The organism is Protofrankia sp. Cas4, from assembly GCF_963555915.1.
GTDB lineage: Bacteria > Actinomycetota > Actinomycetes > Frankiales > Frankiaceae > Protofrankia.
In genome coordinates this window covers 14,444-33,918 of sequence record NZ_CAUVXL010000264.1, presented here as the reverse complement: position 1 = coordinate 33,918, position 19,475 = coordinate 14,444, and the positions used below count along the sequence as shown (strand labels likewise).

Here is a 19,475-nt window from a genome sequence, read left to right as displayed (position 1 = left end):
GCTTAGCTGGGTGCTCTTAGCTGGGTGCTCGTCGCGGGATGCGGCGGGCGGCGAAGAAATCCGTGAGAAGGCGTGCGCATTCCTGTTCCCGCACTCCTGTGATCACCTCGGGACGGTGGTTGAGGCGCGGGTCGCGGACAGCGTCCCACAGCGAACCGACCGCACCTGCTTTCGGATCATGTGCCCCGTAGACCAACCGATCGACCCGGGCGAGGACGAGGGCGCCCGCGCACATCGTGCACGGTTCCAGGGTGACGACCAGCGTCGCACCGGACAGCCGCCACGAGCCGGTGGCCGCCGCCGCGGCACGTAGCGCGACCACCTCTGCGTGAGCGGTCGGGTCCTGGTCGGCCTCGCGGGCGTTACGGCCCCGGCCGATGATCTTTCCGTCCGGGCCGGCCACCACAGCACCCACCGGAACGTCCCCGGTGGCCGACGCCTGCTCGGCCTCCGCCAGCGCGGCACCCATCAGGGCGGCGAACCGGGCCGCGTCGCCGGGTATGCCCGTCACGTCAGCTCCCGATCTCGTCCAGGATGTCCGCGCAGCCGGCGCGTTCGCTGATCGCGGCTGCGACGTCCCCGGGCAGGAGGCCCTCCTCCGTGATCAGCTCGAGGAGGGCGTCCGCGTCGGTGCCGACGTCTGCAAGCAGCTCGATGTCGCCTGCCGGTGCCGCGCCCGCGAGCAGGTCCTCGGATTCGTCGTCGATGGCGGTGCTGCCCGGCGGCGGCAGCGCCCCCGTGAGCAGCCGGTCGGCCAGGGCCGAGGTGAACAGCACCCGGTGGTCGGACAGGAAGACCCGGGGATCACCGACATCACCGTCCACTCGGACGATCCCCAGATACTCGTCGTCCTCCTCGATGAAGGCGATGACGAGTTCCGTCGAGATGTCACGCATCAGATCCGTGAGCCCGTCAAGGTCTTCGGCGTCGTCAAGACTGATCTCGTGTGCGGTCCATCGGCCGCGCTCGCGGCCGATGGCACTTGCTCTCCGGGTCACCGAGCTCCCTCACGTTCGTGTATCGCGTCCATACCCAACCTCAAGGACCCAACCTCAAGGACCCAACCTCAAGGACCCAACCTCAGAACCGGTCGTGAGCTGTGCCACCGTGATCCACCGGCCCTGCGCCCGGGTGCGGAGCCCAGCCGCGGGCGGTCGTCCGCGTCGTCGGCGGTGCCCGGTCGGGGCATGGCGCGACCTGCCCACGGCCGCCCTGGCCTTGCACGTCGGGTTCGCACGTCGGGTTTCCACATCGGACGCCCATTTCGGGCACGTCATATCACATCTTGCAGCACACTCGGACCTGATCGACCCGCGGACGGGCTCAGGGACCCAAAGGTGGCGCAATCATGCTGGTGTCGCGCGGCCGGGCGGGCCCGCCTCGGTCGGCTGCCAAGGGCAGCGCGGCCGTGCGGCTGGTGGCCGGCACGGTGGTGGCCGGCACGCTGGTGGGAGTCACGGTTGTTGGAGTCACGGTGGTGGGAGCCCTCGTCGCACGTCGCGCACCCCCGACGACCGCACCAGGGGGCCATCCGCCCATTGCCGCCGCGTTCGGCGCGGTCGTCGGCACCCGAGACCCGTTGGGTCCGCTGACACACCGAGCCGATCCGTACCTGTTCGTCACGGCTGATCACAGTCTTACCCGGGCTGAGATCGACCGACTTCGCCAGGCTGTGGGCGCGGTCGAGGCGGTTGTCACCGACTTTGCCGAGGTGAGTGTGGGAAGCGGCCGCACCGGCGCGGTCGGGGCTGATGCGGGCCTGCTGCGCACCGTTGCGCCCGCCGGCACCGCCGAGGCCACCGGGCTGTGGCAGCGGATCGCGGATGGAGACGTGGCGGTTGCGCACAGCGTTGCAGCGGCTCTGGACGTGCAGCTGGGCGCTCAGGTCGACATCGGTCGCGACCGGCCGGTCAACCTACGCGTCGGTGCGCTGGCAACCACCCGCCTGCCGGGTGTCGGCGTTGTGGTGGACCGCTCCCGGTCCGCTGCGCTCGGCCTTGTCGCCGACAGTGCGGTTGTGCTTGTCGTCCCCGGTACGCCCGACCCCGTGGTGCTTGCCGCCACCGCCCGCCAGGCCGTCCACGGTCTGCGGGTCACGGCGCTGCGGAGCGTTCTGCTACCGCCTGCTGCGGCTCCTACCGCTCCCACCGCTCCCACCGCTCCTACCGCTCCCACGGCTTCACCGCTGCCCCTGCCGCTGCCGGCAGCACGCGGTCCGGTGGGGGGGTCGGGCTGGGTGATACCGACGATCGGGATGATTTCGCGCGGCTTCAACCCCACGGCCGGCTCCGGGCGTCACCTCGGGCTTGACATCGCCGCGCCGCTGGGTAGTCCCATCATGGCCGCGGCTGCCGGGTATGTCCTCTACGCCGGGCCGGCATCCGGTTTTGGAAACGAAATCGTGCTTCAGCACGGGGATGGTGTCGAGACCGTTTACGGTCATATGAGGGTATTCACGATCCGAGAGGGAACGGTTGCTGCCGGTCAGCAGATCGCCCTGGTCGGGAACGAAGGCCGGTCAACGGGCCCTCATCTGCACCTCGAGGTGCACGTCGGCGAACGGCCGGTGGATCCGCTGGTGTGGCTTCGTGAGCACGGCGTCCCGATCTGATGATCTTCCGGTCGTCGGTGCGGGTGTCGGTCCGCGCCGCTCGCCCCGTCGACATGCGTGGGGGTAGCTGTAACAGGCGAGGCGAGTCGTGGCACGCTGATGAGGCGATGACCACACCATCCCCACGCCGGTTCTCCACCCGCACCCGCGCCGCACTCGCGGTGGAGAAGCTTGCGTCCTCGGCCTCCCGCCGGCTGGGACGCGGATCAGGCGAGATGATCGGCGGCAAGCTGGCGCTCCAAGTGTCCCCGCAGATTCTCACCGAGGTCGCGGCCGGCCGGCTGGCGGCATGCGTCAGCGGAACCAACGGCAAGACAACGACCACCCGGCTGTTGGCCCGCGCGCTGGGCACCCTCGGCCCGGTGAAGAGCAACAGCGGTGGCGCGAACATGGCGCCGGGAGTGCTCGCCGCGCTGTCCCGGCCGCCCTTTGACGCGACCGCCGCGCTCGAGGTGGACGAAATCTGGCTGCCCAAGGTTGCCAGGCAGATCCTTCCCCGGGCCGTTGTACTGCTCAACATCAGCCGGGACCAGCTCGACCGGTCCAACGAGACCCGACGGATCGCGAGCCTCTGGCGTGAGCTTGGGGCGGATCTGCCTGACGCGACAGTGGTCGCCAACGTCGACGATCCGCTCGTGGTCTGGGCGGCGTCCAGTTGGGCGAACCAGACCTGGGTCTCGGCCGGGCAGAACTGGACGGCGGATGCGATGGTGTGCCCGCAGTGCGCCCGGTTGCTCCATCGCAACTCCTCGGGTTGGTGGTGTGACTGCGGGCTGGCCCGCCCGGAACCGCTCGTCGCCGTCATCGGGCCTGGCGAACTGCTGTGGTTCGGCTCCCACGTCAAGGCATCCATCGACCTGCCCGGACGGGTGAACCTCGGCAACGCGGCGATGGCCGCCGCCGCGGCGAGACTCTTCGGGGTCGAGGTCGGCGACGCACTGGGCGCGATGACGGGTCTCGGCGACGTCCAGGGGCGCTATCAGGAGGTCGAGCTCGACGAGAACGGTGTCCGCGGGCGGCTCCTGCTGGCCAAGAACCCGGCCGGCTGGGTGGAGATGATGGAACTGCTCAACACGGCGCCCGCGCGGCCGGTGATCATCGATTTCAACTCGCAGACCGCTGACGGCCGTGATCCGTCCTGGATATGGGATGTCCCGTTCGAGCGGCTCGCGGGCCGGCAGGTCCTGGTCACCGGTGAGCGCAAGGAGGATATGAGCGTTCGCCTGGCCTACGCCGAGGTGCCGCACACCGTCCACCCGGATGCCGAAAGCGCGGCGTCCACGGTTGCCCAGGAGGGGACCGTGGACGTTGTCGCCAACTACACCGCCTTCCGTGACATCCTGGGGCGGGTTGCCCCGGTGAGGACGAGCAGATGACCAGGATGGCAATGTGATCACCGAGTCGGCGACCCGGATCGCCCTGATCTACCCGGAGCTGCTCGGGACCTACGGTGACGGCGGCAACGCGATCGTGTTGGCGCAGCGGCTGCGTTGGCGCGGACTACCGGCCGAGGTGATCGATATTCCGGCTGGCGAGCCGGTGCCCGGCAGCTGTGACATCTACCTGCTCGGCGGCGGCGAGGACGAACCGCAGGTACTGGCCGCCGAAGGATTGCGCAGGAGCACCGCGCTGCTGCGAGCGGTCAACGAAGGTGCGGTCGTTCTCGCGGTCTGCGCCGGCTACCAGGTGATCGGCGCCTCGTTTCCCACCGGCGACGGCCAGGTCCATGACGGACTCGGCCTGGTGGATGTGGAGACCCGTCGGTCGTTCGACCCGGCGGACCAGCCGGCGCCACCCCGCGCGGTCGGTGACGTCGTGGTGGAACCAGCATCCGATCTCGGCCTTCCGGTCCTGCTCGGGTACGAGAACCACGCCGGGCGGACGCGGAGGCTGCCTGGCGGGCAGGGCAGGCCGCTCGGCGTCGTACGCAAGGGTGTTGGTAACGGCACCGCGGATCAGACCGACGGCATCGTGGACGACCACGTGCTCGGTACGTATCTCCACGGTCCGGTGCTCGCGCAGAACCCCGCACTTGCCGATCTGCTGCTGTCCTGGGTACACGGCCCGCTGCCGGAGCTGTTCGGCCCGCCTGAGGCGGAGATTCTGCGTCAGGCGCGCCTGCGTGCCCTCGACGTCGCGGCTTGAAGCCTGTTACGGCTGTGGCGCCCCGGATCGGGTGGGGGGGCGCTGGTCGGGCGGCGGAACGCCGGCACGGTCACGTTCGGCGAGCGCCGCATTGAAGCGGCCGAGAAGCATCCCGAAGCTGTTGCGTTCGTCTTTCTCCCAGCTGCCCACCAGGTTGCTGATGCTCGCTACCCGCGCTTGCCGGGTGACGACGTAGCGCTCGCGTCCGCATGCGCTCAGGGTCACCAGGCTGGCCCGGCGATCGGTGGGGTCGGTGGCGCGTTCCACCAGGCCCTCGGCTGCCAGCGCGGCTACCTGGCGGCTCACCGTCGAGATGTCGAGAGCGAACACCGCACCGAGGGTCGTCAGCCGTAGCGCACCGTGATCGTACAGGTGGCTGAGCAGGAGATAGGCGGAGCGGTCGAGGGCCGCTCCGGACTCGTCTGTGATGGCTGTGCGGAACCGCTCGGCCCGGCGGCCGAGCACGGCCAGCTCATGTTCGATCTTCTCAAGCGCCTGGTGATCGAGTGTCTGTTCATCGTCCACGTCGGCCTCATCCCTACGCCGTGTCCGCCGCCGGTGGCGTCACAGAACCTTGTGGATACACCATTGGGACGAACCAGGTGGCGCCGGGTCACCGTAGCGGATCTCCGGATCTCCGGATCCCCGGGCCGGCCGCCGGGGTACGGGCCAGATCGCCGGTGCGGTGCCCGACTCGTGCACGCCACACGGCGAATCTGCCGAATCGGGCGGCGTCTGTGTGGTTCGGTTGGCTCGTGGTATCGAATCCGCTCAAAGTCGGGAAAGCGCTGTGGACCAAGAACCGTCGACGGACGCTGATCGTCGTAGCCGTGGTCGTGGTTGCCTTCGCCTATACGCACCGCTCACCCACGGTGAAGACCGAGCGCGCTGCGATTCCGGCGGGCTACGCGTCGGCAGGCCGTGAGCTTGCGGTACATGCCGCCCCTAAGCCCAGGCAGCCGGTGCCGTTGGTCCTCGTTCTAGCTGACGACGGCAGCGACATGGCGGCGATCGAGAAGGCCAGCAACGCGTCGGCGCTTGCAGATCGCCAGAAGTTCGCCCTGGTGTACCCGGAGGCGGTGGCCAGCAGCTGGCAGGTCAACGGCCCGGATGCGCAGTACCTGCGGGACGTGGTCCGCTACGTCGCTCAGGAGCGATCGAACATCGACATGTCCCGGATCTACATCTGGGGCGAGGGAGAAGGCGGTCGCATGGCCCTTACGGTCGCCTGCAGCTCGCTTGACTCCGCGCAGAAGCCACTGTTTGCGGCGGTCGGGGCGGTGAACACGGTCGGACCGGCGCCCGCGTGCCCTTCGCAGGTTCATGTCAAGCTGCTGCCCCAGAAATGGGACGAAGCCACGACCGCTGCTTTGTGGACGTTTTCGAAAGATATCAGGGGCTAGAGCGACCGAAGGCCGCGCGCTGATGGCTCGTTTCGCGCGGCTGGTGGTTCCAGGATCTCCAGAGATCCTGGAACCACCAGCTCTGTCTCTGGGCACGCTTCGTGTCATCACCGGATTGACTTCCCGCCGGCCGGCTCAGCCGGGGGGGTGGCGCGGCCGGCCGGCGGGAGTTCTGGACTCCCACCGGCCGAGCGCACTGTGGGGGGGGTTCAGTGCGCAAGGCCAGCGGAAGCCCGCGTTCCGCCGGGCATTACGAGCCGGGGGGGTTGGCTCGCTCCGACCAGCGGAAGTCCTTGGAGACATCCAGTTGTGGTTTGGGGCCGCCAGATCAGCGCCGATTTCGACAGCACCGACCTGGCGGCGAGGTTCACGCGTAACCGGAGGGGGAGGACACGCGGAACCCGATTGTGTTTTGAAGGAGCGGTAACCGTTTCACATGACCGGGATGGACGCTGCTGTCGCCGGTACCGACATACGAGCCGACCTACCAGGCTCCTTGGCCCCCGAGAGGGCGTTGGGACTGTGATTGCACGCTAGCTGACGCGGCCGACCGAGTACGACGTGGTCCAGATAGCCTCGAGTTTGACAACGTCACCTGATTTTGGGGCTACCCACATCTTGCCATCACCGGCGTAGATGCCCATGTGGTAAATGTTACCAGGTGTACCGAAGAAAATCAGGTCGCCGGGCTGTTTGTTGTACTGCGATACTCGGGTTGTTGCCTCGTATTGAGCTTCCGCCGTGCGAGGAAGGCTGCGCCCCAGCTGTTTGAAGACATACTGAACCAGGCCGGAGCAGTCGAATGCGTAAGGTCCCTCTGCACCGTACACGTAGGGCTTACCGGCCTGTTGTGCCGCCAGATAAACAGCCCGTAGACCGAGGGAGCCTGCGGATATCGTCGCATCGATCGTACTCGGTGATATCGTGCTGGCCCCGCTGGAGCCGGATGCCTGAAGAACGCTACGAGCCACCGATCGAGGTGCCTGTGCCGGGACTGCCGGGGCTGGACCAGGCATCACAGTCATCGTACCGATGTTCGAGGAGTGCGCCGACTGCAGGGCGTCGGTGCCGTCGAAGATAGCCGTGATCTGTGTCGTGGTGAGAATCTTGGCTGTGTAGCTGGCGAAGCCCTGTTCGTTGGTGTACAGGTGCTTGAATGTCGCCCAGCCGTCAGGCAGCTTCACCTGAACCTTGATGAGCTGGTTCGGCAGCGGCGCGTGGGTCGTTCCGTCCTCGAGGGCGAAGCCCATGTCGATGGGCTGGTCGGCCTGCACGGAGACGTCCGGATTGGTGACCTTCAGCGCGACAGCCGACTTCGGGTGCAGGTCGGCCTGATCGATCACCTGGCTTGTGATGGAGCCGGGGCCGACCGAGGTGGCCGGGTTGATGACCGACGTGCGCAGGCCTGCGAGGGACGCCTGGCTTCCGAACTGCGATCCTAGCGTGACCCGCGAGCTGACCGAGGTTTCGTCCATACCGGTGTCGGTCGGGGCGCAGCCGGCGAGCGCGACACCGGACACGGCAACCGTGCCGGTTGTCATCGCGGCTACCGCGGCCCGGGCTCGGACGCGACTTGTTCCCGACGGTGGAGCCGGCGCGCGGTGCCTGCCACGGGCTGAGCGCCCGGTCATGTCGGCAGGCGGTCGCAGAGACGACGTCGTTGCCGATCTCGTTGGCGACTTTGTCGGCGACGACGAATATGACCATGTTGCCGGATCAAGCTGCACATCGGGCGCAGACAAGGCTGTGATCCTTCCCGTTCGCCTGCGAGGTGAGCTGTCGGGTTCGGGCTGGGCTGCCCGGTGGGCCGTGCGACCGTCGCACAGCTCGCTTAACCCCTAGGACTGCACCGCGGATCGGTGTCGTCCGGTGGAGGATGGGTCCCCCGCTCCTGCCCTGGTGACGACTCGGAGGGGACACCGGGACCGTGGGCAGGATTCGGCGTTCGGCCCGGTGTTGTCGTGACGTCGGGGTGAGACTAGTTCAAAAGGATGGTGCCAGTAAACACTAGTCCCTCACAACTACGGCGAGTGCTCACAGAAGTGACCATATCGGCTCCTCCCATCCTCCATGCCGACCAGCTCGCCACCATGCCCTGACCTGTTGGTCCGGGCGGCAGGCCGCCTGGCTGAGGCGCCCGATGCCGTGACCCACAGGATCCGGAAGATGACATTACGCCATAGCGACGACAGTCTGGCGGCGGGGGGCACTCGAGTGCCGATAGTTATCTTTCGTTGCCATGTAGTAGTGAAAATTGTCGCCTTGGTAGAGTCATCCGATCACGGATAGTGTCGATCGCTATGAGATGTCTCGCTCCTGCATCCCGCGGGGGCGCATCCCGCGTGAGCCACACGGCCCGCCCGGGGCTGTGACGGCCCGGGGCTGTGACGGCCCGGGGTCAGTGGCGGCGGGCGCGGGTCGCGCGGCGGGAGAGCAGGCCGGCGGTCTCCAGGACGTGCAGTTCGACCGCGAGTTGGTGAACCTCGGCAGGCAGGGAGCGGTAATGGCCGGACAGGGCTTCGACGGCGGCCTGCGCGCGGTCCGCGAGATCGTCCAGGGCCCGCTGATGAGTGCGCATCTGCGCCCGCTCATCCTGAATCGCGCGAACCGTGTCCTCCTGCCACCGCCGGGTACGCATCAGGTGCTCGCTGGCGTCCGCGGCCTGGCGCTCAGCATCCTCCAGCCGCCCGAGGAGCTGATCAAGTTGGTCCAACCTTGTTACCAGCTCCGCGATAAGATCATTGCGAACCGGGTACGTCGGTTTGGTCATCGGACCGCGTCGTGCACGTCGTGGGCCATGTCACGGATGTCGTCCCGTGTGCTGAGGCACGTCAGGTCGTGGGCGCGGCGGGGGATGTGACCGTTGTCATGCAGGTCCGTTGCAAGGGTCAGCACGGGGTGTGATCGCAGTCCTAGCCGTCTGCCGTTGGCCGGCCGCTGGGACGGCGGCTGACGGTGGGTTCCCGCGCGAAGGGCCGACACAGCCGATTACGGTAGCCGACGCCGTGGTCTTCGTGAATCCCGTCGTCGGGTGATATATCGGAACTGCATAGTCGTAAATAGCTATCAAAGCGAGACGGTAGTCCTGATGGGTCGCTGTCCTCAGGAGCGGTAGGGCCGAACGGGAGGACGGCAGGGCGCTCCGGTGGTATCCACCCAGCGGCCGGACCTGACCCGCAGCGCCCCTGGCGATAGTCCGAACGGGTGATACCCACGCCCTGCGATGGCCGCACGACGGGGTCTGGTACGTCCGTAATCCACCTGGATTTGCTCGGTTCGGGGCACCGATCTACTCTCGCCTCTCCGCGGCAGCCGGTACCCCGACTCAGGTTGCCCGGGGCCTGTGGCCGGGCGAGCGGTATCATGATCGTATGACCTTCGGCCGGCGGGGTTCCTCTTCACCGTACCGGGTTCACGGGTGAGGGGGTCGGTTGCAGTGACCTGATCCCGATGATTCACCGGGCATAATAGACTACACCATCGGCTTGATGCGTGGTCGTTGTTGTACGGTTTTTGTCGCCTGGGTTTTTTATCTGTGATTACAGCCAGCCGTTGCGCTTGAAGGACCGATACAGCGCGAAGCAGATCGTCGCCATCAGACAGAGAACGGCCGGATATCCCCAGACCTGCCGCAGCTCCGGCATATGATCGAAATTCATTCCGTAGATGCCGGCGACCGCCGTCGGAACCGCGGCGATGGCGACCCAGGCGCTGATACGGCGCATGTCCTCGTTCTGCGCGATGGTCACCTGCGTCAGGGTTGCCTGGATGATCGACGACAGCAGTTCATCGAATCGCGCTATTCGCTCGGTGACCAGTTCGAGGTGGTCGGCTACATCACGGAAGTACTCCTGAATCCGCGGTGGGATCCTGCCGACGCCCGGCTCGGTGAGCGCCCGCACCGGAGCGGCAAGTGGCGTGACGGCGTGTTTGAGCTCAAGCACCTCGCGTTTGAGCTGGTAGACCTTGCTGGCGTCGGGGCGGGTCGAGCGGCGGAAGACCGAGCCCTCGATGGTGTCGATGTCGACTTCGATCTTTTCGGTGACGACCAGGTAATCATCGACAATCTGGTCGCAGATGGCGTGGAGGACGGCCGACGGTCCTAGGCGTAGCATTTCTGGTTGCTTCTCCAACCGGCTGCGCAGCGCTTGGAGCCCGCCATGTTCACCATGGCGGACCGTGACGATGAAGTCCCGTCCGAGAAATACCATCACCTCGCCGGTGTGGACGATTTCCGATGTCGCGGTCAGCTCCTCGTGTTCCACGTAACAGGCGGTCTTGAGGACAACGAAAAGCGTTTCCCCGTATCGTTCCAGCTTCGGCCGTTGGTGGGCGGTGACGGCGTCCTCGACGGCGAGGGGATGCAGGCCGTAGACATCGGCGATATTGGACAGATCCGCCGCACTCGGTTCGTAAAGGCCGAGCCAGGCGAAACTACCGCGGTGGTGCTCCCGGGCGACGCGCAGGGCATCGGTGTGGTGGATAGCTCGCGGGTCGCGAGCGCCGTCCCGGTAGACGTGGCAGGCGACCACCCGGCCGGTTGGTGTCGAAGGGTCCTCAGGGCGGGTGCGGCGCCGTTTGGGGACCATTCGGACCAGGGATACTGGTCTGGCCAGGGCACCCGCCAGCCATCCCGCCGGGGTCGACGGATGGCTGGCTGCATGCGGTGCGGACGGGTACCGCCTGTCATGTCGATCGCCGGTGTCGTCATCGACATGCTCGTCGCTCACTTGCGGTTCCTTCCGTCGATGGTCCTGCCGGTCGCCAGGTATGTCGGTCTGGCCTCTTCTGGTGCCGGGTGTTTCGAGCGGGCTTAGAGCGCCCGGCAAGAGGGGTGTGCCATGCCGTGCCAGCGCCAGCGCCAGCGCCAGTGGCGTGGCGGCACCGGGGCACGCACCTTGCCGCAGCGCTACCCGTCCATCGCTGCGCGATGCACGGGTACCCCGGCTCGTCGGTCGACAGCCACCACCAGGGTGGCCCCCTTCTCGCACCTCGCGATCCCACCCGCCCCAGCCCCACTCCTTGACCCACGCCCCTACTGCCAGGCGCTCTTAACGATGTGAATCTGATGCTCCTGCCACAACACCAGATTCACATCGTTCCCGAAGAGCGTCCGGTAACAGGGGCGCGACCTCGCGGGGCCGGGGCACGCACCTTGCGTTGGTGTCGTCGGGTGAATAGCGGAGCTCAAACCTTGAGCGTACAGTTTGACCGATGACCGTCGACGGTCGACCGTAGTGTGCCGAATTCGCTGCTGTCGGCTCGGTCGTCGCACCGTGGAAGTACGCAGGCGTGGGGGTGGCGATGACGTCCACAACAGGGCCGGGATCCGCGACGGGGCCGGGATCCACAACGGGGCCGGGAGATGGACGACCAGTCAGGGATCCCGGGGTCGGCGAACGGAATGATCCGGGCGAGATGTCCCTCCTTGAGATGATCAGCGCCTCCCATGATGATGCGACGCAGCTTGTCAAGCTGACCTTCACCGAAGCGGCGACCTCCGGGGACCCCAGACGCGCATTGCGGGCTGCCGATACCGCGGTTGCGGCGATCAGTGCACATATGTACTCGGTGCAGACCTCCATTTACCCGGTGGCGCGCCGCCGCCTCCCGGACAGCCGGCCGCGTATCGCGGAGCTGTGTGCCCAGGGGCGGGAAACGTCGTCGGTGCTACGTGGCATCTCCCAGCACATCCAGGGCGACGTGCACCGGCCGGGCGAGTCGATGGGAGCGCTGCGCGAGCGCTTGGCCGAGCTCGAGGAGCAGCACATCGCCGCTGAGGACATTCTGGTTGCCGACCTTGAGAAGGAACTTTCCCCGGACGAGCGTCGCCGGCTCATCATGTCGTTCCGACGGGCGATGCGGCGGGCACCCACCCGCCCCCACCCGTACATTCCCCGCTCCGCTGTGGTTGGAGGCCTCGTCCTGCGGCTTGCCGGGAGCTGGGATCATGTCCTCGACACCATGGATGCCCGGGTTGCCGCGGGTGGACGGATCCGGGCACCCGCGCCGGCGGGACTGTGGGGCTGGTACCTGCTCGGACGTCCGACTCCGACTCCGACTCCGGACACTGCCAGCACCGATGTCTCCTCTGGTGCTCCTGGTGCCGCCAGCACCGACGCTGGTGGCATCGCCGGTCGGCGGCAGGTCCCTCGTGGCGCCCAGGCGGCCGGGGTTGGAGGGCACGGGCCGCGAGGGCGACGGCGACCGCGTCGGTAGCCACCGAGATGATGGCGAGGTCCTAGGATTACGCGTATGGGACGTGCTCGTGTGCAGCGTGTGACCCTTGCGGATCTTCTGGATGAGGTCGGTCCGGCACAGGCCACCTTGTGCGACGGTTGGACGGCGCATGATCTTGTCGCTCATCTGGTGACTCGGGACCGGGTGCCGCACGCGCTGCCTGGCTTGGCGATAAAGTGGTTGCACGGTGTGACGGTGGCGGCGGAGCGGTCCACGATGCGCGGCGACACCTATCCGAACCTGGTGGAAATTTTCCGTGGCGGCCCGCCGTGGTGGCATCCAGCCCGTGTCGGACCGGTTGACGATGCCACGAACCTGGTCGAGTTCTTCGTCCATCATGAGGACGTTCGGCGGGCCAGACCCGGATGGGAGCGACCCCTGCTTGACGCGGGGACGCAGCTGGCGTTGTGGAGATCGTTTCAACTGTTCGGTCGGGCCGCCTACCGGCGGTCCGCCGTCGGAGTGATCGCCGAGCGTGCTGACGGCCCGGGGCGGGTTGTGCTGCGGCGTGGTGCCGGTAACGTGACCCTCGTCGGCGACCCGGCCGAACTCCTCCTGTTCGCCTTCGGTCGCCGTGACCACGCCGTTGTCGACATTCACGGCGACAACGGCGTGGTCACGGCGTTCGCCGAAGACCGGGTCAGCCTGTGAGTGGGTAGCCGCTCATCGTAGCGGCGGCAACGTCGTCACCACAGCGATGCGTAGGCCTGGGCGCTGCTGGGCTCTTCAACTGGGCCGGTCAGGGAGGAATGGACGTTGCCCGGGTCCGAATTGCTGAAATACGCCTCGTACGACACGACATCGGCGTTGGCGACGAACGTGTCGTGCATTTTCCGGATGTAGAAGGGGTTGTCTCCGCCGGACTGCCCGGCCCTTCCGGCACCGGTGTCGTGGGTGCCGACGAGCCCCCATTCCGGCACGGAGAACTTCTTGCCGTGCGCGCGGGCAAACTTGATCACAGAGCAGAGTCCTTCGGCTTCGTCGCACTGGGTGTTCCAGGAGTTCTCGTCTGTACTTGCCGGCCACATGTCAAAGGTGTCGATGCCGATGACATCGACGTATGCGTCACCCGGGTAGAAATCGAAGGCGCCGTCGGTGTGCGAGTTCAGCGTCCAGTCGATCCGGGCCTGGGCATCTGTCTGCCGGATGGCACCGACCACCTGCTGGAAGCAGCCGACCCATGACCCCGGTTTGTTCGACGCAGACCAGGGGAACCAGTCGCCGTTGAATTCCCAGGCAAGCCGGACGATGCTGTTCGCGCGGCCCTGACCGATCAGCCACCGGCCGAACTCCTGCCAGTGCGAGTTGTACGCTCCCGACGCGCAGGCGCCGATGTCGCCGCCGGAGTCGGGGAAGAACGGCTGACTGATCACCCAGGTGCCGGCGAAGCCGGCGAATTTCTCGGGGTCCGAGCCGAGCCATGGGTGCGTTATCGTTTCCCAGCTTGACCGGTCGGCAAAGGTGACGATCACGTCAACCGGCCGGCCACGAAAGGCAGCCCACTGGTTCGCCTCCGCCAGAGTGCCCGCGGCGACGCCGCTGGTCCATCCGCCGGACAGGGGGCCGCCGCCGGGAACTGTGACTCCGCCGGGAACTGTGGCTCCGCCGGGCGCCACGGCGGCCACGGCGGCTGATCGGACGGTGGCGGCGACCTGTGGCGGTCCGGCGTAGGTGCTGCTGCTGGCGGCCGGCGCGTGGCCAGGGCCGCTGTTCGGGTCGTCGTTGCCGACCCCGGCCGTCGGGATGGACGCGCTGGCGACCGGCGTGACGGACGGCCCGGACGTGGTCGCCAGCGTTGCATTCCCGACACCATCACCTCTGATCGGGGCGACGTGACAGCCAAGGCTCGTGGCAGCGACCGCGAGAGCACCCAGGCCGGCGAGCCAGACCCGGCCACGGATCGACACCACCTTCTTGGCTGCCGCTGTCGGGCCGAACCTGGGTGGCGCTGCCGTGCGGGGTGCGAGCGTGCGCCTGCTTTCTGCTGCGACCTGGACGAGTTCTTGCTGGTCCGTTGTCGATTCTGCTGCATCGGCAGATGTTGTTTTTTGCAGTGTGTAACGTGTTTCATCGGTGGTTTCTCTGTGTTTCACAGTTGACTCCCTCCGCGTGACGGGGCTGTCTCGCGACCCTGGACGTCGCCGAAGTGGACGTCGCCGCACGACACGTGGGCCTCGCAGATAGGGAAATGTTCCGGGCGACGGGCTTCAGCAGGCCTGGCGTGGGCCTGCAGCAGCAAAGTCATCATCGGACGATGAGGCTACACGGACCCGGTTCAGCACCCGCCAGATGGGCATACTGGCAGGTCAAGGAGTTATTGATCAGACTTCTGCACGGACGGCAACCTGTCGCAGTCCGTCGTCTATTGTGTTTATGTTGTCTATCAAGAGTTCTTTTATCTGCTGTTAGTTGATATTAACAATCGTCGTTGTCTAGGGCTGTGCTCTCGACCGCGTGTCGGCCGCGGCGAACTCGGTGGCCACCGTCTACGGACGCCTCGTCCACGAGCTCGGCCAGGTCTGTGCTGCTGCAGGCGGTCAGGCGCGCTGCGTGGGCAGGTTCGTACCCGGTCCGCGTGACGCCGGCGATGAGTGAGGGTCGGTCGCCGGTCGCCGGTCGCCGGGCCGGCGCCTGTGGCCAGGCCAGGCCAGGCCAGGCCAGGCCAGGCCAATGATCCTTATCTCATGGTCGGCACGTCCGGGGATGGTGATCCGTGCCGTCAGGCTGATCTGTAGGGATGCAGTGTAGGCCACAGTGGGGATCCCTTTTTGATCATTAGATACTTGGTATCATCAACTATACTGAGTTTCATCCGCTGCGCGTCGCTCAAAAGGGGGCTATCCGCTATGACGGCTGCGGTGGATGTAAGGCGTTCGTCGTCCGTGACCTTCGCGGCTCTCGGCATGTCAGCGCTGACCTTCTCGTTGCTGCAGACGATGATCGCGCCCGCGTTGCCGACGATCCGGGCGGAGTTCGGTTCGAGCCAGGCCGGTATTGCGTGGATCATGACGGCCTACCTGCTCAGCGCATCCGTGGCGACCCCGATCCTCGGGCGTCTCGGGGATGTCTACGGCAAGAAGCGGGTGCTTGTCGGCATGCTCGCGGTGCTTGCTATCGGAACGGTGACCGCCGCGCTCGCAACATCCCTGACCGTGATGCTCATCGCCAGGGTCATCCAGGGGGTGGGTGGGGCGATCTTTCCGCTTGCGTTCGGGATCATCAGGGACGAGTTCCCACCGGAGAAGGTCGGCGGCGCGATCGGTGTCGTGTCCGCCGTACTCGGCGTGGGCTCGGGAACCGGAACGGTCATTTCCGGACCGATCAGTAGCCACCTGGGCTATCACTGGCTGTTCTGGCTGCCGGCGATCGCCATTGCCATCGCATTTGTGGTGACCGTGCTGTGCGTTCCGGAGTCGCCCATCCGCGTGGCCGGGAAGGTGTCAGTCGGTGGCGCGTTGCTGCTTGCGGCGTGGCTTGTCGTTCTGCTGCTCGGAATCAGCCAGGGACCCCGGTGGGGATGGGGCTCCAGTTCGGTCTTTGGTCTGTTTGCGCTGGCGGGGCTGCTTATCGTCGTCTGGATCACCGTTGAGAGCCGCAGCGCCCAGCCGCTTGTGGATATGCGAATGATGCGGATTCCCACCGTGTACCGGACGAATATCACTGCGATCCTGTTCGGTTTTACGATGTTCTCGATGATGGTGTTCGTCCCGCAGTTTGTGGAAACCCCTCCGTCGGCGGGCTACGGATTCGGTGCGAGCATCACCCAGGCCGGCCTCTTCATGCTGCCGTGCAGTATCTTCATGCTGGTCGCCGGCATATTCGCCAGCCGTCTCGGAGTGAGGTTCGGCGCGAAGGTACCGCTGGTCATGGGCACCCTGATCGCGGCTGCCGCCACCTGCGTCCTCGCGTTCGCGCACAGTGAGAGTTACATGATCTACATCGCGACTTCATTGATGGGTATCGGTATCGGTCTGGGGTTCGCGTCGATGTCACACCTTGTGGTTGTAGCGGTTCGCCCCGATCAGACCGGGATTGCGTCCGGAATGAACGCCAACATCCGGACGATCGGCGGCTCGATCGGCACCACCGTTATCGCCACCGTCATCACAGCAGGGGTGGGCATTGGAACACTGCCGCACGAAAGCGGTTACACGAATGCATTCGTGCTGATGGCCGTCGGATTCGGTGTGGCCGCGGTTGCCGCCGCCTCGCTTCCCGACATCCGGCCGTCGGCGGCGACCGAGGCCGTCGCAGTGGTCGAGTCGGGACGGACAGTCGTCGACTCTGTGCCGCAGCCGCGAAGTAGCCGCAGCTCCGCGGCGGTGCAGGGCAAACTGTAGTCCCCGGGAGTTCATGGGAGCCGGACGACCTGGGCCGCGTAGGCGAGGCCCGCGCCGAAACCGATGAGCAGTGCGAGGCCACCGGAAGGGACCATTCCGCTTGCGAGAACCTCGTCCATCGCGAGCGGAATCGACGCCCCGGAGGTGTTTCCATGGATCGCGACGTCGCGGGCGACGGTCACCGTGTCGGGCAGGGCAAGTACCTTGCACAGCATGTTGATAATGCGGATGTTGGCCTGGTGAGGAATGAAGGCGGCGAGTTCCGCTGCGTCGACCCCGGCCACCTCGAGAGCCGCCCGCGCGACGGGCGCCATCTGCCACGAGGCCCACCGATATACCTGCTGACCCGCCATCCGCATTGTCGGCCAGGGCAGCTTGGGGTTGTCGCGCCATTCCAGATAGGAGTGATCGTGCCCGATTGCGTCTCGGCCCGAGGGATCAGAACCCCACACGACGGGCCCGATGCCGGTTGTCTCCGACGGTCCGACGACAATCGCCCCGGCACCGTCGCCGAACAGAAAGGCCGTGCCCCGGTCATGTGGGTCGATGATGTCCGACATCCGTTCGGTGCCGATTACCAGAACGTATCTTGCGCTGCCGGCGACCACCATGTCGCTGGCCACCGCGAGGGCATGGCAGAAACCCGCGCACGCGGCCGAGAGATCGAATGCGGTCGCGTTCCGCGAACCGAGTCGGCCGGCCACGTCGGTCGCCACCGACGGCGACTGTGTGACATGGGACATGGTGGCGACCACGATGCACCCGACGTCCGCGACTTCGATTCCGGCACTGGCCAGGGCTTTTCCGCCGGCGCTTGCAGCCATTGCGCCCAGTGATTCATCCGCGGTCGCGAATCGCCGGCTACGAATACCGGAGCGGGCTTCTATCCACTCGGGTGTCGACTCTATCTGTTGGCAGATCTCGGAATTGAGGACCACTTTCATGGGCCGGTAGGCGCCCACCCCGAGAATCCGACTGCCGGTGGGGCGGAGCCGGGTATGAATGATTCCATTCATCGGCGGGCCGCCGATGAGCCGGCTGAGGAGATACTTTCTCCGGTCCGTACCGTGCGCGGAATCCCACGTTCCATGTCGTATTCCCCCAGGGAGTGGTGAGGCCGGGCGGCCTCGGCGGCGGGCGAATCAGTGGTGCGAATATAATGGTCATATTGGCCGGAAATGAACGGTATCCGCATGTGAGGTATGGCACCCTGGCGGCTGATTTATATCAATAGATCCGGCCTGGGAAATTCTGTACCGACTACTGCCTTATCATACTGTATCCGTTGATGTCGGGCGACAAAATGGGCGGAAAACGCCGACTGCGCAGCGGCGGGCCATGACCTTGGGTCTATCCGATGGATCTTCGATCGCTTCGCCCCCCACCCGAACGCTTCGAGTTCGTGCGGGTCCCTGCTCTCGATGCCCAGAAGGCGCATCGACCGATATCCATCGGGCGCTCTAACCGGTCCGCAGATCGAGGGTGAGTGCTTCTACGGTGAGTAGCGGGACGAGGCCGGGATTGGCCGCCAGGGTCCGCCGACACCGCAGGACGGCCTCGAGTCGACGCAGCGTCTGCTCCGGGGTGGACGTCCGCGCCTCCTCCGCCACGGCAACGCCGTGGTCCGGGTGAATCGCCTCGACCGGTGCGCCGAGCTGTCGCACCAGGACGTCGCGGTACCAGCCGGCGAGGTCGAGCAGGGCCCGGTCAAGGGAGTCCAGGACGGTCCGTCGTCCACGGCTCTTCTGTGTCTTCTCCAGCTCCTTGAGAGCTCCGGCGGCGCCCCGGACGGTCAGGGCACGGGCCTTTGCACCGGGCTTCGGCGCCCGAGCGCGTTTCGCCGTCGTCCCGGCGGATGTCGCACCCACACCGAGCGCGGTCTTCAGAGCGTCGGTCTCAGCGTCGTCGCGGGTCGTGTTCGCCGCTTCGGCGTCGGCGTTCGCCGCCGCCACCAGGTCCGCGGCCGCGGCGAGACAGTCCCCGGTGCGTTGCAGGCGGGTCGGGAGGCGCAGCACCTCGGCGCGCCGGAGCCGCGTCGCCTCGTCGGTGGCCAGCGCCCGGGCTCGGTCCGCATCGCCCATGGTCGCCTGGGCCGCGAGCCGGGCCTGAGCAGGATCCACCCCGTCGTGCTCCAGCATGCCGGCGACCTGCGCGGGGGTGGGAAGGCGCAGCGCGACCACCCGGCAGCGGGACCGCACGGTCGGCAGGACGTCGTCGACCGACGGTGCGCACAGCAGGAACACCGACCGTGTGGCGGGCTCCTCCAGCGCCTTGAGCAGCGCGTTGGCGGCCTGGTCGGTGAGCCGGTCGGCGTCCTCGAGCAGCAGGACTCGCCAGCGGCCGGATGTCGGTGCGCTGGCTGCATCGCGGACGAGCTCCCGGATGTCCTTGACTCCCAGCGACAGGCCTTCTGGACGCACGGTGCGCAGATCGGCCGCGGTGTCTGTCAGTACGGTGTGACACCCGTTGCACTCACCGCATCCTGGGGGTGAATTTTTGCAGTTCAACGCCGCGGCGAAGGCGCGCGCCGCCATCGAACGCCCAGCGCCCGCGGGGCCGGTGAACAGCCATGAATGCGTCATGCTTGCACGGGCCGCGGGACGGGCATCAGTCGCGGTCACCCCGGCGGCCGCGCTGGCCGCGCCCGCGAGGATCTCGACGACCGGAGCCTGGCCGATCAGGACATCCCAGACGCTCACCGGTCCATTGTCCGACTCCGCTGGTCGGCGGTTACCG

At 66.7% G+C, this 19,475-nt stretch carries 16 protein-coding genes and 1 riboswitch; of the genes, 7 read left to right on the top strand and 9 right to left on the bottom strand.

Translation table 11 applies throughout. The annotated features are described in order from the left end of the window. Positions 1-16: 16 nt before the first annotated feature. Both tadA and U9979_RS24035 read right to left on the bottom strand, forming a co-directional pair. Entirely contained in the window at positions 17-469 is a 453-nt protein-coding gene (gene tadA / locus U9979_RS24040; protein ID WP_322751915.1) for a tRNA adenosine(34) deaminase TadA, read from the bottom strand. 43 nt (positions 470-512) lie between these two features. After that, positions 513-998, bottom strand: coding sequence for a tRNA adenosine deaminase-associated protein (locus U9979_RS24035; protein WP_322751912.1), 486 nt, complete (start codon positions 996-998; stop codon positions 513-515). A 350-nt stretch (positions 999-1,348) separates the two neighbouring features. On the opposite strand from U9979_RS24035, the gene U9979_RS24030 reads away from it, so the two are divergent. The 3 genes from U9979_RS24030 to U9979_RS24020 all read left to right on the top strand — a co-directional run bounded on the left by U9979_RS24030 (position 1,349) and on the right by U9979_RS24020 (position 4,756). Continuing rightward, positions 1,349-2,611 carry a M23 family metallopeptidase gene (locus tag U9979_RS24030; RefSeq protein WP_322781071.1) on the top strand — a complete coding sequence of 421 codons (1,263 nt, stop codon included), beginning with the start codon at positions 1,349-1,351 and terminating at the stop codon, positions 2,609-2,611. A gap of 107 nt (positions 2,612-2,718) precedes the next feature. Beyond that, entirely contained in the window at positions 2,719-3,987 is a 1,269-nt protein-coding gene (locus U9979_RS24025) for a MurT ligase domain-containing protein (protein WP_322781070.1), read from the top strand. Between the two features lie 13 nt (positions 3,988-4,000). Continuing rightward, positions 4,001-4,756 carry a glutamine amidotransferase gene (locus U9979_RS24020; protein ID WP_322755880.1) on the top strand — a complete coding sequence of 252 codons (756 nt, stop codon included), beginning with the start codon at positions 4,001-4,003 and terminating at the stop codon, positions 4,754-4,756. A 6-nt stretch (positions 4,757-4,762) separates the two neighbouring features. On the opposite strand, the gene U9979_RS24015 is transcribed toward U9979_RS24020, so the two are convergent. Further along, a complete protein-coding gene (locus tag U9979_RS24015) occupies positions 4,763-5,281 on the bottom strand; it encodes a MarR family winged helix-turn-helix transcriptional regulator (RefSeq protein ID WP_322781069.1) in 519 nt (172 codons plus the stop codon). A gap of 305 nt (positions 5,282-5,586) precedes the next feature. Between U9979_RS24015 and U9979_RS24010 the strand changes: the two genes are divergently transcribed. Next, the gene (locus tag U9979_RS24010; protein ID WP_322781068.1) at positions 5,587-6,159 is read left to right on the top strand and encodes a plasmid partitioning protein; all 573 of its coding nucleotides are present in this window, start codon (positions 5,587-5,589) and stop codon (positions 6,157-6,159) included. Positions 6,160-6,692: 533 nt separating this feature from the next. On the opposite strand, the gene U9979_RS24005 is transcribed toward U9979_RS24010, so the two are convergent. The 3 genes from U9979_RS24005 to U9979_RS23995 all read right to left on the bottom strand — a co-directional run bounded on the left by U9979_RS24005 (position 6,693) and on the right by U9979_RS23995 (position 10,889). Next, positions 6,693-7,700 carry a C40 family peptidase gene (locus tag U9979_RS24005; RefSeq protein ID WP_322781067.1) on the bottom strand — a complete coding sequence of 336 codons (1,008 nt, stop codon included), beginning with the start codon at positions 7,698-7,700 and terminating at the stop codon, positions 6,693-6,695. 206 nt (positions 7,701-7,906) lie between these two features. Next, positions 7,907-8,077, bottom strand: a riboswitch (cyclic di-AMP (ydaO/yuaA leader). A 480-nt stretch (positions 8,078-8,557) separates the two neighbouring features. Beyond that, on the bottom strand, positions 8,558-8,929 hold the full coding sequence (locus U9979_RS24000) for a hypothetical protein (RefSeq protein WP_322755876.1): 372 nt from the start codon (positions 8,927-8,929) through the stop codon (positions 8,558-8,560). A gap of 769 nt (positions 8,930-9,698) precedes the next feature. Then, the gene (locus tag U9979_RS23995) at positions 9,699-10,889 is read right to left on the bottom strand and encodes a magnesium and cobalt transport protein CorA (RefSeq protein ID WP_322781066.1); all 1,191 of its coding nucleotides are present in this window, start codon (positions 10,887-10,889) and stop codon (positions 9,699-9,701) included. 688 nt (positions 10,890-11,577) lie between these two features. Here U9979_RS23995 and U9979_RS23990 point away from each other — a divergent pair. Beyond that, the gene (locus tag U9979_RS23990) at positions 11,578-12,378 is read left to right on the top strand and encodes a hemerythrin domain-containing protein (RefSeq protein ID WP_322781065.1); all 801 of its coding nucleotides are present in this window, start codon (positions 11,578-11,580) and stop codon (positions 12,376-12,378) included. 51 nt (positions 12,379-12,429) lie between these two features. Continuing rightward, positions 12,430-13,050 carry a TIGR03085 family metal-binding protein gene (locus U9979_RS23985; protein ID WP_322751277.1) on the top strand — a complete coding sequence of 207 codons (621 nt, stop codon included), beginning with the start codon at positions 12,430-12,432 and terminating at the stop codon, positions 13,048-13,050. A gap of 35 nt (positions 13,051-13,085) precedes the next feature. Here the strand turns inward: U9979_RS23985 and U9979_RS23980 are convergent, their stop codons facing one another. Further along, on the bottom strand, positions 13,086-14,306 hold the full coding sequence (locus U9979_RS23980; RefSeq protein WP_322781064.1) for a glycoside hydrolase family 26 protein: 1,221 nt from the start codon (positions 14,304-14,306) through the stop codon (positions 13,086-13,088). Positions 14,307-15,257: 951 nt separating this feature from the next. Between U9979_RS23980 and U9979_RS23975 the strand changes: the two genes are divergently transcribed. Then, the gene (locus U9979_RS23975; RefSeq protein WP_322781063.1) at positions 15,258-16,739 is read left to right on the top strand and encodes an MFS transporter; all 1,482 of its coding nucleotides are present in this window, start codon (positions 15,258-15,260) and stop codon (positions 16,737-16,739) included. An 11-nt stretch (positions 16,740-16,750) separates the two neighbouring features. Here U9979_RS23975 and U9979_RS23970 read toward each other — a convergent pair whose 3' ends face one another. Both U9979_RS23970 and U9979_RS23965 read right to left on the bottom strand, forming a co-directional pair. Beyond that, complete coding sequence (locus U9979_RS23970) at positions 16,751-17,755, bottom strand: beta-ketoacyl-ACP synthase III (protein WP_322781062.1); 1,005 nt, start codon at positions 17,753-17,755, stop codon at positions 16,751-16,753. A gap of 444 nt (positions 17,756-18,199) precedes the next feature. Then, positions 18,200-19,438: a DNA polymerase III subunit delta' gene (locus tag U9979_RS23965; RefSeq protein WP_322781061.1), complete on the bottom strand. Its 1,239-nt coding sequence runs from the start codon at positions 19,436-19,438 to the stop codon at positions 18,200-18,202. Positions 19,439-19,475: the final 37 nt, after the last annotated feature.